This window comes from Comamonas sp. C11, assembly GCF_024496285.1.
GTDB classification, from domain to species: domain Bacteria; phylum Pseudomonadota; class Gammaproteobacteria; order Burkholderiales; family Burkholderiaceae_C; genus Comamonas; species Comamonas testosteroni_F.
On record NZ_CP101743.1, the window covers coordinates 3,878,066 to 3,892,901 of the forward strand.

The following is a 14,836-nucleotide window of genomic DNA, read 5'->3' on the forward strand; positions in this document are numbered from 1 at the left end:
AGGCCGTTGCGGCACTCTTGTTTGCGCAAGTCCCAAAGAAGATAGAACGCCCGACGCGGCCCTGCACCGTACTCGGGAATGCAGACAATGTCGATCAGGCGCGCATCAGACGTAGAGCGATGCCTGCGACATCTGCAGGCTGGACGTCACACCCGACAGCCCGGTCTCGCAGAGCACAGGCTGCGCCGTGCCGCCTGCACACACCTGGCCAGCTTGCAGCACCTGGGCCACGGGTGCAAAGGAGCGCCGATGCTCTGCCGTCGCACCATGGGCGCGCAAGGCCTGCAGATGCGCGGCCGTGCCATAACCCTTGTGTCCGGCGAAGCCATACTGCGGGTACTGGGCGTCCAGACGTTCGCACCAGCGGTCGCGCGTGACCTTGGCCAAAATGGACGCTGCAGAAATGGCCTGCACCAGCGAGTCCCCCTTGACGATGGCCTCGGCCTGCACATCGATCTGCGGCAGCTGGTTGCCATCCACCAGCACCAGCACGGGCTTGAGACGCAAGCCCATCACCGCACGACGCATGGCCAGCAGCGTTGCCTTGAGGATGTTGATCTCATCGATCTCCTGCACCGAAGCCTGAGCTATGCAAAAGCACAGCGCCTTGGCACGGATTTCGTCGTAGAGCACCTCGCGGCGGTTGGCCGTGAGCTTCTTGGAGTCATTAAGCCCGGCAATGGGCTTCAGATCGTCCAGGATGACGGCGGCAGCCACCACCGGGCCGGCCAGCGGGCCGCGCCCTGCCTCATCCACCCCGGCAACCAGCCCGGGCGGATGCCAGGGCAGGCAGCCTTGCTCAAGCAGCGGGGGTGGCAATGATTTTTTGGATCGCATGGGCAGCCAGTTCGGCAGTATCGCGGCGCAGTTCGTGATGTAGCGCGGTGAAGCGCTCAACCAGCGCTTCAATGGTGGCAGGAGAATCCTGGCTGGCTCTGAGCCAGCCCAGTGCGGCCTGGGCCAGTGCCTCTGGAGTTGCAGCATCCTGCAGCAGCTCGGGCACGACAAAATCGCCGCACAGAATATTGGGCAGCCCCACCCACGGCTGTAGCTGTTTGCGCTTCATGAGGCGCCAGCTCCAGGGATGCATGCTGTAGCTGATGACCATGGGGCGCTTGTAGAGCGCGGCCTCCAGCGTGGCGGTGCCGCTGGCGATCAGCGTGCAGTCGCAGGCTGCCAGCACATCGTGGGACTGGCCCTTGACGATGAGGCATTTGCCCTGCATGCCGGCCTCGGCAGCAATGCGCTGCACCTCTTCGTACAGCGAAGGCACGGCCGGCACCACGATCCGGGTCTGAGGCAATGCCTTCTGGACCAGCGCCGCCGCCTTGAAAAAGCCTGAGGCAATGTAGCGCACCTCGGAGCGGCGGCTGCCGGGCAGCAAGGCCAGCACCAGACCCTCTTCGGCCAGGCCCAGGCGCGCACGCGCGGCCGCTCTATCGGGGCGCAACGGAATCACCTGCGCCAGCGGATGACCGACGTAGGTGGCTTCAATGCCGTGCTGGGCCAGCAGTTCGGGCTCGAACGGAAAGATGCACAGCACATGGTCGGCCGCGCGACGGATTTTCTCCACGCGATCGGCACGCCAGGCCCAGATCGAAGGGCAGACAAAGTGCACGGTCTTGATGCCGGCTTCACGCAGGCTGGTTTCCAGCCCCAGGTTGAAGTCGGGGGCATCCACACCGACGAAGACCGAGGGCGGATGCGCAATCAGGCGCTGACGCAGCTTTTTGCGAATACCAAGCAACTCGGCCACGCGAGCCAGCACTTCCCAGCTGTAACCGTGCACGGCTAGGCGCTCTGACTGCCACCAGGCGTCAAAGCCGCGCTCCTGCATTCTGTCACCGCCTATGCCCATGGAGCTCGCATCGGGCCAGCGCTGACGAAGACCGTCCAGCAACAGCGAAGCCAGCAGATCGCCCGAGGCCTCGCCTGCCACCATGGCAATGCTGGGCGCTATGGAATCTGGAGCAGCTTGCGCCTGCTTATTAGACATTTCAGAGCTATTCACGTCTCAAACTCAGATAGGGACAGCGCGAGTCGCTATCAACGTGTAATGCCGTTGCTTGCCGATGCCAGAAAGGACTGCATGAAGTCCACGTCCTGCACGGCTTCAGGCGTTGCCGACTTGATCGCATCCATGGCCGCAATGGCATGTTCCAGCGTCAGACCCTGGCGGTACAGCAGCTTGTGCATTTCACGCACGGCGGCAATTCGTGCATCCGAGAAGCCACGACGCTTGAGACCAATCAGATTCACACTGCGAGCGGCCAGCGGATTGCCATCCACCGTCATGAAGGGCGGCACATCCTTGTTCACATGGGCCTGAAAGCCCACCATGGCATGTGCACCTATGCGCATGCGCTGCAGCACACCGGTCAGGCCACCAATCGTCACCCAGTCGCCGACATGCACATGGCCCGCCAGCGTGGTGTTGTTCGCCAGCGTGGTCTGGTTGCCAATGATGCAGTCATGCGCGATATGCACATAGGCCATGATCCAGTTGTCATTGCCGATGGTCGTCTCGCCGCGATCCTGAGTGGTCCCCGTATTGAAGGTACAGAACTCGCGCACCGTGTTGCGATCGCCGATCACCAGACGCGTGGGCTCGCCCGCATACTTCTTGTCCTGGGGCTGCGCACCCAGCGACGCGAACTGGAAGATGTGGTTGCCTTCACCAATGGTGGTGTCGCCTTCGATCACGCAATGCGCACCCACCTTGCTGCCGGCGCCAATGCGCACCCTGGGGCCGATGACGGCATACGGCCCTACCGACACCGAGGTGTCAAGCTGGGCCGCAGGGTCCACCACGGCGGTGGGATGAATCAAGCTCACAGCCGCCATCAACGCTTATCCCACGTGACGCATGGTGCACATCAGCTGAGCTTCAGCGGCCACTTCGCCATCCACGCTGGCGACGGCGTTGAACTTCCAGATGCCGCCGCGCACGCGGTCGATGGTGATCTCCAGAGCCAGCTGGTCTCCCGGCACCACGGGGCGCTTGAAGCGAGCCGAGTCGATGCCCACGAAATAGTAGATATTGTTTTCATCGGGCACCTGGCCCATGGCGTCGAAGGCCAGCAAGCCGGCTGCCTGGGCCAGAGCTTCAAGAATCAGCACGCCGGGCATGACGGGACGGCCGGGGAAATGACCGGTGAAGAACGGCTCGTTGAAGGTGACGTTCTTGATCGCCTTGATGCGTGTGTTGCGCTCAAGCTCCAGCACCCGGTCCACCAGAAGAAAAGGATAGCGGTGAGGCAGTTGCTTGAGAATTTCTTGAATATCCATCATCAATTTCCGTTGTTGCTTTGCCGGCCCTCAGCCAGCGCTTGTTCAAGCTTCTTGACCCGCTCCCGGAGCGTGTACAACTGCCTGAAGGTTGCAGCGTTCTTTTCCCATTGCTCGTTCTCTTGCAACGGAAAGATGCCTGTATAAAAACCTGCCTTGGGCAAGGAGCGAGTGACCATGGAGGTCGGCGAAATCACCGTACCATCCGCAATCGTCAAATGCCCCAGAATATTGGCGGCTCCACCGATCTGGCAGCGCTTGCCGATGCGCGCACTGCCGGCAATACCGGTGTTGCCGGCAATCACCGTATGCGCACCAATGTGCACATTGTGGGCAATCTGCACCAGATTATCGATCTTGACGCCATCTTCAATGACTGTGTCATCAAGTGCCCCACGATCCACGCAGGTGTTGGCACCGATTTCCACATCGTTGCCGATGCGCACGGCCCCCAGTTGCTCTATCTTTTCCCATTGGCCCGCCGAGGGCGCAAAGCCGAAGCCGTCGGCTCCGATGACCACACCGGGATGCAGAATGCAGCGCTCGCCCAGTACACAGCCCTGGCTGATGGTGACGCGCGATTTCAGCACCGTATCGGCACCGATGACCGCGCCTGCCTCCACCACACATTGCGGCCCCACATAGGCACTTTCATCCACCTGGGCCGTGGCATGCACCACCGCAGTCGCATGGATGCCGCGCGGCTTGCCGCCCTGCTGGTGCGCCTTCCACCACTGGGTGGCCCGCGCGAAATAGGCATAAGGATCGGCCGTGACAATGCAGGCGCCACGCTGCGCAGCTTCATCACGCATCGTCGGCGCCACAATGACACAGGCCGCCTGTGAGGCGGCCAGTTGCTGGCGATAGCGGGGATTGCTTAAAAAGCTCAGATCACCGTGACCCGCAGAGTCCAGCGGCGCGATGCGCGAGATGGTCATCTCGCGCTCGCCGCCGATCAGTTCTCCACCGAGCGCATCGAGAATCTGTCCCAATAGAACGCTCACAAAAGTATCCTTGGGATTACTTTGTGCCGTTCAGGGCCTTGATGACCTTGTCGGTGATATCAAACTTGGGGTTGATATACACGGCCTCTTGCAAGATGACGTCGTACTTTTCAGTCTCGGCCACTTGCTTGACAACCTTGTTCGCACGATCCAGCACGGTGGCCAGCTCTTCGTTCTTGCGGGCGTTCAGGTCTTCCTGGAATTCACGGCGCTTGCGCTGGAATTCACGATCCTGATCCACCAGTTGACGCTGGCGCGAAGCACGCTGGCTCTCGGACATGGTGGTGGCTTCACGCTCGAACTTGTCCGAGGCGCTCTTCAAGGAATTGCCCTGATCGACCAAATCCTTTTCACGCTTAGAAAACTCCTGCTCAAGCTTGGCTTGGGCAGCCTTGGCAGCGGATGCCTCACGGAAGATACGATCCGTGTTCACAAAACCGGCCTTGAATTCCTGTGCATGCGCAGAGACGGCCATGGCGCCAAGCAGCACAGCCAGAGAAAGATGGCTAGAGAGAGATTTCATTAGAAAGATGTTCCGATTTGGAATTGCAGTTTCTGGATTCTATCGCCGGTTTCCTTACGGATTGGCTGAGCATACGCCAAACGCAGAGGGCCCAGCGGCGAAATCCAACTAATACCGATACCGGTGGAAGCACGCAAAGTTCCCAGATCCATGCTTTCACCTTCCGCCCACACATTACCCACGTCCACAAAGCCGAACAGACGCAGTGTTCTGTCATTACCGGCACCTGGGAACGGAACCATGAATTCGCCATTCAAGGTCAGCTTGCGCGTACCACCCAGGGCCAGATTGGTGTTCACGGAATCGTGCTTGCCCAGGGAGCCTTGCTCGAAGCCGCGCACCGAGCCCAGACCGCCCGAGTAGAAGTTCTTGAAGATGGGATAGGGATTGCCGCCAAGACCCTTGCCCCAGCCCAGTTCACCGTTCAGGGCGATGGTGTACTTCTTGTTCAGCGGGATATATTGCTGAATCTGGTAATTGGCCTTCGCATAGCGCATGTCGCTCATGAACGATGCTTCCAGATTCACACGCTGATAGCGGCCGGCATTCGGAGCCAGCGCGCTGTCGCGATTATCGCGAGACCATCCCAGCGTCAGAGGGATACCGGTCTTGGAGCAGCCGATATTCGCACCGACGGCGCCACCGCAATATTCGTTGTAGACCTCGGGCATATAGGTGCCCGGCTTGATCTCATTGCCTTCGACACCGGCACCGAAGAAGACGGTGTCCACTTCGCTGAAGGGCACGCCGAAGCGCACGCTGGCACCCTTGGTGATGATCTTGTAGGCGCCATCGTCATAGTAGGGACGGATGGTGCGGTAGTACAGGTCATAGGTGCGCGAGATACCGGTATCCGTGAAGTACGGATTGGTTGTCGACACCACCATGGTGCGGTTGTACTTGCTGGTGTTGATGTCCAGGCCCAGATAGTTGCCCGAGCCAAAAACGTTTTCCTGCTTGATACCGAAGGACAGCGAGACCTTTTCGGCGCTGGAAAAACCTGCACCCAGCTGAATCGAGCCCGTGGGCTTTTCAACCACATTGATCATCAGGTCGACCTGATCGGGAGAGCCTGGCACTTCCTGGGTTTCGATTTCAACCTGGGTGAAGAAGCCCAGACGGTCGACACGGTCGCGCGACAGCTTGATCTTCTGGCCGTCATACCAGGAGGCCTCGAACTGGCGGAACTCGCGGCGAATCACTTCGTCGCGGGTCTTGTTGTTGCCGCTGACGCTGATGCGACGGATATAGGCGCGACGCGAAGGCTGCGCTTGCAACACGATGGCCACGCGATTGTTGGCGCGATCGATCTCGGGCACAGCTTCGACCTTGGCGAAAGCAAAACCGAAATTGCTGTAATAGTCGGTAAAAGCCTTGACGGTCTCGGAAACCTGGTCGGCGTTATAGGGTTCGCCGGGCTTGATCTTGACCAGCGACTTGAACTCGTCGTCGCGATCCAGGTAGTTGCCTTCGAGCTTCACGCCGGAGACCACATACTGGTCGCCTTCGTGAATGTTCACGGTCAGGCCGATATTTTGCTTGTCCGGAGAAATGGCAACCTGTGTGGACTCCACACGGAACTCCAGATAGCCTCGCTGCAGATAGTAGGAGCGCAGCGACTCCAGGTCGGCATTGAGCTTGTTGCGCGCATAACGGTCAGACTTGGTGTACCAGCTCATCCAGTTGCCGGTGTCCTGGTCGAACAAGTCCTTGAGCGTCGATTCCTTGAAGGCCTTGTTGCCCACAATGTGGATTTCGTTGATCTTGGCCGGCTCGCCTTCGGAGACGGTGAAGGTCAGGTTCACTCGGTTGCGCTCGATAGGCGTCACCGTGGTCACCACTTCAGCGCCATACAGGCTGCGGTTGATGTACTGGCGCTTGAGCTCTTGCTCGGCGCGATCAGCCAACGCCTTGTCGAAAGGACGGCCATCGGCCAGGCCCACGTCACGCATGGCCTTGAGCAGAGTGTCCTTGTCGAACTCCTTGGTGCCGGCAAAGTTCACCTCGGCAATGGTGGGGCGCTCTTCCACGACCACCACCAGCACATTGCCATTGGCTTCGAGGCGCACGTCCTTGAACAGACCCAGAGCAAATAGCGAACGAATGGCAGCAGCGCCCTTTTCGTCGTTGTAGTCATCGCCCACGCGCAAAGGCATGGAAGCGAACACCGTACCGGGCTCCACTCGCTGCAAACCCTCGACGCGGATATCTTGAACTTTGAAGGGCTCCAATGCCCATGCCGCTTGCGCAGCTAAAACCATAGCAGCCAGGGCAGTTGCAGAGCGCACGCCCAAGCGATTGAAATGTTTTTTCATGAGTGGAAATCGCCGCGAATGCGGCCTACCGTAGCGGTAAAAATTAGCCCCAGAGCCGGTTGATATCGTTGAAAAAGGCGACTGACATCATCAGCAATATGACTGCGACGCCTGCACGCTGCAGTCTTTCAGCCCAGACATCAGAGACACTGCGCCCCGTCAAACCTTCCCAAAGATAATACATCAGGTGCCCACCATCCAGAACGGGCAATGGTAGCAGGTTGAGAACGCCCAGGCTGATGCTGATCAGCGCGAGGAACGACAGGTATTGCACCAGTCCCATGCTGGCGGACTTGCCCGCATAGTCTGCGATCGTCAAAGGACCGCTGATATTCTTGAGCGAGGCCTGACCGATCAGCATGCGCCCCATCATGCGCAGTGTCATGGAAGACAGCTCCCAGGTCTTGTGCACACCGGCACTCAGGCCATCGAGAAAGCCGCGGCGCACCAGCACCATTTCCGGCTGGCTGCCGATGACGGCGTTCACACGTGCAGTTGCAGCTTGCCCATCCTTGCCAGGTACTATTTCCGGCTGCACCCGCAGATTCAGACGCTGGCCCGCGCGCTCCACAACCCACACCTGCGGCTCAACCTGTCCAGATGCACCCGAGGCTCGAATCGCGGCACGCGCCTGCGCGCCATCCAGGACTGCCTGAGCATTGATGCTGAGCAGCACATCGCCTTTTTGCAGGCCCGCCTTGTCTGCCGGGCCTCCTGCGACAATCTCGTCAATGACCGCGCGACTCCAGGCTCCCTGCAGCCCCACCTTGTCAAAGAAAGCCGCATCTGGTTCCTTTTGTTGCAAAGAAGCGAGATCCAGCGGCACGATGCGCGCCGCGCCATGCGCCTGGTCAGCCACTTCCAGCTGCAGGGACTCGCCTTCAATGGCCGCCGTCGTCACCAGCCAGCGCAAATCACCCAGAGCACGCACAGGCTGCCACTCCTGGCCTCCCACTGCGGCACGCTGCACCCAGTCGCCACTTTGAATACCGGCCTGATGCAGCAACGTGCCTTCCGGAGGAGCCGCGAGTCGGGCTGCAGGCTCGTTGGCCCCCACCCAGTTGACCACCGCCAGCAGCACCACGGCCAGCACCAGATTGGCTGCCGGCCCCGCGGCAACAATGGCTGCACGTGAACGCAGGGGCTGATTGTTGAAGGCCAGATGTTTTTCCTCGGGCCTGACCTCACCCTCGCGTTCATCAAGCATGCGCACATAGCCGCCCAGAGGCAGCGCTGCGATCACATACTCGGTGCCCGATTTCTTGCCGGCCCAGCGCAACAGAGGCTTGCCAAAGCCCACGGAGTAACGCAGCACCTTGACGCCGCAGGCCACGGCAACGCGATAGTGGCCCCACTCATGCACTGCAATCAGAACACCGAGCGCCACGATGAAAGCCACAACCGTCAGCAACACCTGAAACTCCTTAATGCCAATCAATGCTTGGAGTGTGCAGCAAGCCGCAAGTTCAACCGCAACTCCTCAAGCACCCGAACCCGGCGCCAGATCAGCGCGCCCACTGCCTGGCTATGTCAGCCGCACGCTCGCGCGCTCGCTCATCGAGCGCCATCAACTCTTCCAGACTGCCTACGGCACCGGGCTGCACGGATTCCAGCGTCTGCAGATTGACGGCATGAATGCGGTCAAACGACAGGCGACGCTCCAGGAATGCGGCGACCGCCACTTCGTTCGCTGCGTTGAGCACCGTGGTTGTGCCCTCGGGCGCGCACAGCGCCTGCCAGGACAGATGAAGGCCCGGAAAGCGCTGCGCATCCGCCTCCTCGAAGGTCAGCGCCGCCAGCTTGGTGAAATCCAGTACAGGTGCGCCGCTCTCGATGCGCTTGGGCCAGGCCAGACCGCAGGCAATCGGCACCCGCATATCAGGCGTTCCCAGCTGGGCGAGCACCGACGAATCCTTGAACTGCACCATGGAGTGCACGATCTGCTGCGGATGGATCACCACCTTGATCTTCTCGGGCGCCATATCGAACAGCCAGCGCGCCTCGATCACCTCCAGCGCCTTGTTCATCATGGTGGCCGAGTCCACCGAGATCTTGCGCCCCATGGAGAAATTCGGGTGAGAGCACGCCTGCTCAGGAGTGATCTCGGACAGCGTCGCCGGGTCGCGTTGACGGAAGGGACCGCCGGATGCCGTCAACAGCAAGGAGTCGACGCGATCAGTCCAGGTGCGGCTGTCTTCGGGCAGACACTGGAAGATGGCCGAGTGCTCGCTATCAATGGGCAGCAAGGTGGCACCATGGCGCTTGACTGTGTCCATGAACAGGGCGCCGCCCACCACCAGGGCCTCCTTGTTGGCCAGCAGCAGACGCTTGCCAGCCCTGGCAGCCGCCAGACAGGGCGCCAGACCGGCCGCTCCGACAATCGCCCCCATGACGGCATCCACATCAGGATGCGACGCAATCACTTCAAGAGCATCCCGCTCCTGAAGAACCTGTGTTTGAAGCCCGTTTTGCTTGATTGCCTCAGCCAGTTGACGAGCATGGGGCGCACTGGCCATCACAGCGAACTGCGGCTTGAACTGCGCGCATTGCCTGAGCATCAGATCCACTTGCGTGGCTGCGCTCAGCGCGAAGATTTCGTATTGTTCAGGGTGGCGCGCCACCACATCCAGGGTATTGGTTCCGATGGAACCGGTAGAACCCAGAACCGTGATTTTCTGCTTCATGGATGCACAAAGGATGAGAGCATCATCGCCAACGGCAGTGTGGGCAGGAGAGCATCAATGCGATCCAGGACACCACCATGGCCGGGCAGCAAGCCGCTGCTGTCCTTGACACCGACGCTGCGCTTGATGAGGGATTCGACCAGGTCGCCCACCACACTCATCGCAGCCATAAACACCGCAGCCAGCAGCAGGAACCAAAGTCCGCGCGACTGCAGCACCGAATAGAAACTGGGAACACCGGCGCCGTAGTGACGATCTGCCCAGCTCCAGACCAGAGCCAGAACAATCACCCCCAGCATGCCGCCCCAGACACCTTCCCAGCTCTTGCCGGGACTGATGGAAGGAGCAAGCTTGTTCCTGGTGAACTTCAGGCCGAAAGTGCGACCCGCAAAGTAGGCAAAAACATCGGCCACCCAGACCAGCACCAGCACCGACAGCAGGAAGTTGATGCCGATATTGCGCGCCTGCACCACGGCCAGCCAGGCCAGCCACAATGCCAGCACGCCGCCGACCAGACGGACTGCTGCCGGAATATGCGGCCAGCCCGCCACGCCAGCGCGCAGCAGCAAAAAGCCCCCCAGCACCCAGAGGGAACCCGCAATCAGCCACACCGTGGGCAGAGGCTGATCCACCCAGCCGGCCCACCAGGAGCCAGCGCACAGCGCCGTACAGACAGCCCCCAGAGCCAGTGAGCCTGCCTGTCCAAAACCATTGAGTCGCCCCCACTCCCAGGCGCCGGCCGCCATGAACAACAGCATCAGTGCGGCAAAAGGCACGGTGCTGGCCGTATAAAACAGTGCCGGCAGCAAAATGGCCAGCAAAATCAAGGCGGTAATGACGCGCTGCTTGAGCATGGCACCTCTTATGGTTAAACCGTCAGGGTGACGGTGGATGATGGTTGAATCTGCTCGGAAGTCTGGCCGAAGCGGCGCTCACGACCGCCAAACACGGCAATGGCCTCGTCAAGAGCCGCCTCGTCGAAATCAGGCCACAGGGCATTGCTGAAAAAAAGCTCTGTATAAGCAGCCTGCCAGAGCAGGAAATTGCTGATGCGGGTTTCACCGCCGGTGCGGATCATGAGATCAGGATCCGGCACATGGGCCAAGGCCATGGCCCTGTCCAGATTCTCGGGAGTCAGCTCCAGCCCCTGGGCCACCAACTTCTGTGCAGCCTGGGCTATATCCCAGCGGCCGCCGTAGTTGAAGCAGACGTTGAGAACCAGACGCGTGTTGTGGGCGGTGATGCGCTCGGCCTCGGCCAAGCCCTCTCGAACCTTGTCGCTCAGCCCCTGACGGTCGCCGACAAAGTACAGACGCACGCCGTCGCGCCTGAGTTGAGCGACTTCCTTGGCCAGGGCATTGGCCAGCAGGCTCATGAGCCCCGAAACCTCTTCCTGAGGCCTGTTCCAGTTCTCGGAGGAAAACGCAAACACCGTGAGCACCTGCACGCCGCGCTCGACGCAGGCGCGAGCGCAGCGGCGCAGGGACTCCACCCCCTGCTTGTGACCGGCAAGACGTGGAAGCAGACGGCGCTTGGCCCACCGTCCGTTGCCGTCCATGATGACGGCGATATGGCGCGGAACCGCGCCGTTTTTCTTGGATGTCAAAAGTGCAAGTCCTTTGGAAAGACTCAGACCGCCATGATGTCCTGTTCCTTGGCCGCCACCAGCGTATCGACCTCGGCAATATGCTTGTCGGTGATCTTCTGGATTTCGGCTTCGGAGCGCTTCTGATCGTCTTCAGAGGCTTCCTTGTCCTTGACCAGCTTCTTCACGCCTTCGTTGGCATCGCGGCGCAGGTTGCGAACGGCAATCTTGGCGTTCTCGCCTTCGTTGCGCGCCAGCTTGGTCATTTCCTTGCGGCGCTCTTCGCTCATGGGAGGCATGGGCACGCGAATCAGATCGCCCATGGAGGCGGGATTCAGGCCCAGATCACTCTCGCGAATGGCCTTTTCCACCTTGGCAGCCATGTTCTTTTCCCAGGGCTGCACGCTGATGGTGCGGGAATCCAGCAAAGACACATTGGCCACCTGAGACAGAGGCACCATGGAGCCGTAGTACTCGACATGAATGGCATCCAGCAGCGCGGGATTCGCACGGCCGGTACGCACGCGAGCCAGGTTGTTCTTCAGAGCCTCGATGGACTGACCCATCTTGGTTTCGGTGTTCTTTTTGATTTCAGCGATCGTCATGTTCTTGTTCCTTTGCGGGCATGTGGCGGCAAAACGCTCAAGCGTACACCAGAGTGCCTTCGTCTTCACCCATGACCACGCGCTTGAGTGCGCCGGGCTTGACGATGGAGAACACGCGAATCGGCAGCTTCTGGTCGCGGCACAGCGCGAAAGCCGTGGCATCCATGATGCCCAGATTGCGCGAAATGGCCTCATCGAAAGCCAGCTTGTCGTAACGCGTGGCCGAAGGATCCTTGACCGGATCAGCCGTGTACACGCCATCCACCTTGGTGGCCTTGAGCACGACTTCGGCGCCGATTTCAGCACCGCGCAGTGCAGCGGCCGTATCGGTGGTGAAGAAGGGATTGCCCGTGCCGGCAGCGAACACCACGACCTTGCCCTCTTCCAGGTACTGCAGCGCCTTGGGACGCACATAGGGCTCGACCACCTGCTCGATACCGATGGCGGACATCACGCGAGCCGTCAAGCCCTGCTTGTCCATGGCATCTGCCAGAGCCAGGGCGTTCATCACCGTGGCCAGCATGCCCATATAGTCGGCAGTCGCACGGTCCATGCCAACCGAGCCACCTGCCACGCCGCGGAAGATGTTGCCGCCGCCGATCACCACGGCAACCTGCACACCCACCTTGGTCACTTCCACGATCTCAGCCACCATGCGTTCGATGGTTGCACGGTTGATGCCGAACTGGTCATCTCCCATTAACGCCTCCCCCGACAGCTTGAGCAAGATGCGCTTGTGGGCTGGAATGGCGTTGGACATGGTGTTTCTCCGATGGAAGTTGAATGAGTATGAAAACGGGAGGGGAATAAATCAATCGCGGCTCTAGGCCGCGATTGTTGCTAAGGCTTAGGTTTAAGCACCAGCCTTGGCTGCTGCCACCTGGGCAGCCACTTCAGCGGCGAAGTCATCAGTCTTCTTCTCAATGCCTTCACCCACGACATACATCGTGAACGCCTTCACATTGGTGTTGGCAGCCTTGAGCATCTGAGCCACGGTTTGCTTGCCGTCAGCAGCCTTCACGAAGACCTGGTCAGCCAGGGACACTTCCTTCAGGTACTTCTGCACGGAGCCTTCCACCATCTTGGAAACGATGTCGGCAGGCTTGCCGGATTCGGCTGCCTTGCCTTCGGCCACAGCGCGCTCCTTGGCGATCAGGTCAGCAGGCACGTCAGCGGAAGTCAGAGCCACGGGCTTCATGGCAGCCACGTGCATTGCCACGTCCTTGGCAGCAGCAGCGTCGCCGTCGAACTCGACCACCACGCCAATGCGGGTGCCGTGCACGTAGGCAGCCAGGCCAGCGCCGCTGAAAGCCTTGAAGCGACGGAAGGACATGTTTTCGCCGATCTTGCCGATCAGACCCTTGCGCACGTCTTCCAGAGTGGGGCCGTAGCCGTCTTGTTCGTAGGCCAGAGCGCCCAGAGCGTCCAGGTCAGCGGGGTTGTGCTCAGCGACCAGCTTGGCAGCGGCGTTGGCCATGGCCAGGAAGCTGTCGTTCTTGGACACGAAGTCGGTTTCGCTGTTCACTTCGATCAGGCCGCCCTTGCCGCCGTCGATGAAAGCAGCCACAACGCCTTCAGCAGTCACACGGGAAGCGGCCTTGCCAGCCTTGGTACCCAGCTTGACGCGCAGCAGCTCTTCAGCCTTGGCCATATCGCCATCAGCTTCGGTCAGAGCCTTCTTGCATTCCATCATGGGGGCGTCGGTCTTGGCGCGCAGTTCAGCGACCATGCTTGCAGTAATTGCCATCGTATTTCTCCAGTATCAGTTCGATTCGTTACAGGAACGACTTACGCAAACTGGCAAAGGCACGAAACTCGCCTTTGTGACACACCGCCGGTGCATTCTTTCTTGCGTAAGTCCAGTCAGGATTCCGGCTAAAAAAACGGGGCTACCTAGAGCCCCGCTTTTTCTCGCGATGCGGTCGCGCAGCCGGACTTCGCTTAGGCGGCGGATTCTTCCACTTCCACGAACTCGTCGCCGTTCTCACCGGCAGCAGCCTTCACCACGTCGTTCAGACGAGCTTCACGGCCTTCCAGGATTGCGTCGGCGATGCCTTGGGCATACAGCTGCACAGCCTTGGCGGAGTCGTCGTTACCAGGGATCACGTAGTCGATGCCGTCGGGGTTGTGGTTGGTGTCAACCACGCCGATCAGAGGAATGCCCAGCTTCTTGGCTTCAGCGATAGCGATCTTGTGGAAGCCCACGTCGATCACGAAAATGGCGTCGGGCAGACCGTTCATGTCCTGAATGCCGCCGATGTCCTTTTCCAGCTTTTCCAGTTCGCGAACGAACATCAGCTGCTCCTTCTTGGACATGGATTCCAGACCAGCTTCTTGCTGAGCCTTCATGTCCTTCAGACGCTTGATGGAGGTCTTGACGGTCTTGAAGTTGGTCAGCATGCCGCCCAGCCAGCGCTGGTCAACGAAGGGCACGCCAGCGCGCTTGGCTTCTTCAGCCACCAGCTCACGGGCTTGACGCTTTGTACCCACCATCAGGATGGTGCCGCCGTTAGCAGTCAGCTGCTTGGCGAACTTCTGGGCTTCCTGGAACATCGGCAGGGACTTTTCCAGGTTGATGATGTGGATCTTGTTGCGGGCACCGAAGATGAACGGAGCCATCTTGGGATTCCAGAAACGAGTTTGGTGACCGAAGTGGACGCCGGCTTCCAGCATCTCGCGCATTGTTACTGCCATGTTAATTACCTCAAAGGTTGGGTCTAAAATCCGGCCCAACGATTGCAGCCGCCTTGAAAAAGCGTCTGCAACACCTTGAATAGGCCGGTTTGCTATTTGCCTTGCCGACTTAAAAGCAATTGTTGCAACACACAAAAC

At 60.0% G+C, this 14,836-nt stretch carries 15 protein-coding genes; all 15 read right to left on the bottom strand.

The features are described 5' to 3' along the window. Positions 1-105: 105 nt before the first annotated feature. The gene (rnhB, locus tag NOX35_RS17750; protein ID WP_182283500.1) at positions 106-837 is read right to left on the bottom strand and encodes a ribonuclease HII; all 732 of its coding nucleotides are present in this window, start codon (positions 835-837) and stop codon (positions 106-108) included. Beyond that, on the bottom strand, positions 800-1,996 hold the full coding sequence (gene lpxB, locus NOX35_RS17755) for a lipid-A-disaccharide synthase (RefSeq protein ID WP_256494189.1): 1,197 nt from the start codon (positions 1,994-1,996) through the stop codon (positions 800-802). The genes rnhB and lpxB overlap by 38 nt, the downstream gene beginning before the upstream one ends. 50 nt (positions 1,997-2,046) lie before the next feature. Beyond that, entirely contained in the window at positions 2,047-2,835 is a 789-nt protein-coding gene (lpxA, locus tag NOX35_RS17760) for an acyl-ACP--UDP-N-acetylglucosamine O-acyltransferase (RefSeq protein WP_171832531.1), read from the bottom strand. Positions 2,836-2,850: 15 nt separating this feature from the next. Further along, positions 2,851-3,291, bottom strand: a complete 441-nt coding sequence (fabZ, locus tag NOX35_RS17765; protein ID WP_003053425.1) for a 3-hydroxyacyl-ACP dehydratase FabZ — start codon at positions 3,289-3,291, stop codon at positions 2,851-2,853. Beyond that, the gene (gene lpxD / locus NOX35_RS17770; protein ID WP_182283502.1) at positions 3,291-4,292 is read right to left on the bottom strand and encodes a UDP-3-O-(3-hydroxymyristoyl)glucosamine N-acyltransferase; all 1,002 of its coding nucleotides are present in this window, start codon (positions 4,290-4,292) and stop codon (positions 3,291-3,293) included. Before lpxD ends, fabZ begins: the two co-directional genes overlap by 1 nt. A gap of 16 nt (positions 4,293-4,308) precedes the next feature. Beyond that, positions 4,309-4,815 (bottom strand): OmpH family outer membrane protein, encoded by a 507-nt coding sequence (locus NOX35_RS17775; RefSeq protein ID WP_034358744.1) that lies wholly within the window; start codon positions 4,813-4,815, stop codon positions 4,309-4,311. Then, on the bottom strand, positions 4,815-7,130 hold the full coding sequence (bamA, locus tag NOX35_RS17780; RefSeq protein WP_256494194.1) for an outer membrane protein assembly factor BamA: 2,316 nt from the start codon (positions 7,128-7,130) through the stop codon (positions 4,815-4,817). The genes NOX35_RS17775 and bamA overlap by 1 nt, the downstream gene beginning before the upstream one ends. 43 nt (positions 7,131-7,173) lie before the next feature. Further along, entirely contained in the window at positions 7,174-8,544 is a 1,371-nt protein-coding gene (gene rseP, locus NOX35_RS17785) for an RIP metalloprotease RseP (protein WP_182283504.1), read from the bottom strand. Between the two features lie 91 nt (positions 8,545-8,635). Then, on the bottom strand, positions 8,636-9,814 hold the full coding sequence (ispC, locus tag NOX35_RS17790; RefSeq protein ID WP_256494196.1) for a 1-deoxy-D-xylulose-5-phosphate reductoisomerase: 1,179 nt from the start codon (positions 9,812-9,814) through the stop codon (positions 8,636-8,638). Beyond that, entirely contained in the window at positions 9,811-10,668 is an 858-nt protein-coding gene (locus NOX35_RS17795; RefSeq protein ID WP_256494197.1) for a phosphatidate cytidylyltransferase, read from the bottom strand. Before NOX35_RS17795 ends, ispC begins: the two co-directional genes overlap by 4 nt. 14 nt (positions 10,669-10,682) lie before the next feature. Further along, entirely contained in the window at positions 10,683-11,420 is a 738-nt protein-coding gene (uppS, locus tag NOX35_RS17800; RefSeq protein WP_256494198.1) for a polyprenyl diphosphate synthase, read from the bottom strand. A 23-nt stretch (positions 11,421-11,443) separates the two neighbouring features. Then, entirely contained in the window at positions 11,444-12,004 is a 561-nt protein-coding gene (frr, locus tag NOX35_RS17805) for a ribosome recycling factor (RefSeq protein ID WP_003067379.1), read from the bottom strand. A 37-nt stretch (positions 12,005-12,041) separates the two neighbouring features. Then, entirely contained in the window at positions 12,042-12,764 is a 723-nt protein-coding gene (pyrH, locus tag NOX35_RS17810) for a UMP kinase (protein ID WP_003053409.1), read from the bottom strand. 93 nt (positions 12,765-12,857) lie between these two features. Then, on the bottom strand, positions 12,858-13,751 hold the full coding sequence (gene tsf, locus NOX35_RS17815; RefSeq protein ID WP_003067381.1) for a translation elongation factor Ts: 894 nt from the start codon (positions 13,749-13,751) through the stop codon (positions 12,858-12,860). A 194-nt stretch (positions 13,752-13,945) separates the two neighbouring features. Further along, the gene (gene rpsB, locus NOX35_RS17820) at positions 13,946-14,698 is read right to left on the bottom strand and encodes a 30S ribosomal protein S2 (protein ID WP_003067383.1); all 753 of its coding nucleotides are present in this window, start codon (positions 14,696-14,698) and stop codon (positions 13,946-13,948) included. Positions 14,699-14,836 lie beyond the last annotated feature (138 nt).

Coding starts and splice junctions, on each gene's coding strand:
- rnhB (WP_182283500.1), bottom strand. CDS start 837: ATGCGATCCAAAAAATCATTGCCACCCCCGCTGCTTGAGCAAGGCTGC.
- lpxB (WP_256494189.1), bottom strand. CDS start 1,996: ATGTCTAATAAGCAGGCGCAAGCTGCTCCAGATTCCATAGCGCCCAGC.
- fabZ (WP_003053425.1), bottom strand. CDS start 3,291: ATGATGGATATTCAAGAAATTCTCAAGCAACTGCCTCACCGCTATCCT.
- NOX35_RS17775 (WP_034358744.1), bottom strand. CDS start 4,815: ATGAAATCTCTCTCTAGCCATCTTTCTCTGGCTGTGCTGCTTGGCGCC.
- bamA (WP_256494194.1), bottom strand. CDS start 7,130: ATGAAAAAACATTTCAATCGCTTGGGCGTGCGCTCTGCAACTGCCCTG.
- ispC (WP_256494196.1), bottom strand. CDS start 9,814: ATGAAGCAGAAAATCACGGTTCTGGGTTCTACCGGTTCCATCGGAACC.
- NOX35_RS17795 (WP_256494197.1), bottom strand. CDS start 10,668: ATGCTCAAGCAGCGCGTCATTACCGCCTTGATTTTGCTGGCCATTTTG.
- frr (WP_003067379.1), bottom strand. CDS start 12,004: ATGACGATCGCTGAAATCAAAAAGAACACCGAAACCAAGATGGGTCAG.
- pyrH (WP_003053409.1), bottom strand. CDS start 12,764: ATGTCCAACGCCATTCCAGCCCACAAGCGCATCTTGCTCAAGCTGTCG.
- tsf (WP_003067381.1), bottom strand. CDS start 13,751: ATGGCAATTACTGCAAGCATGGTCGCTGAACTGCGCGCCAAGACCGAC.
- rpsB (WP_003067383.1), bottom strand. CDS start 14,698: ATGGCAGTAACAATGCGCGAGATGCTGGAAGCCGGCGTCCACTTCGGT.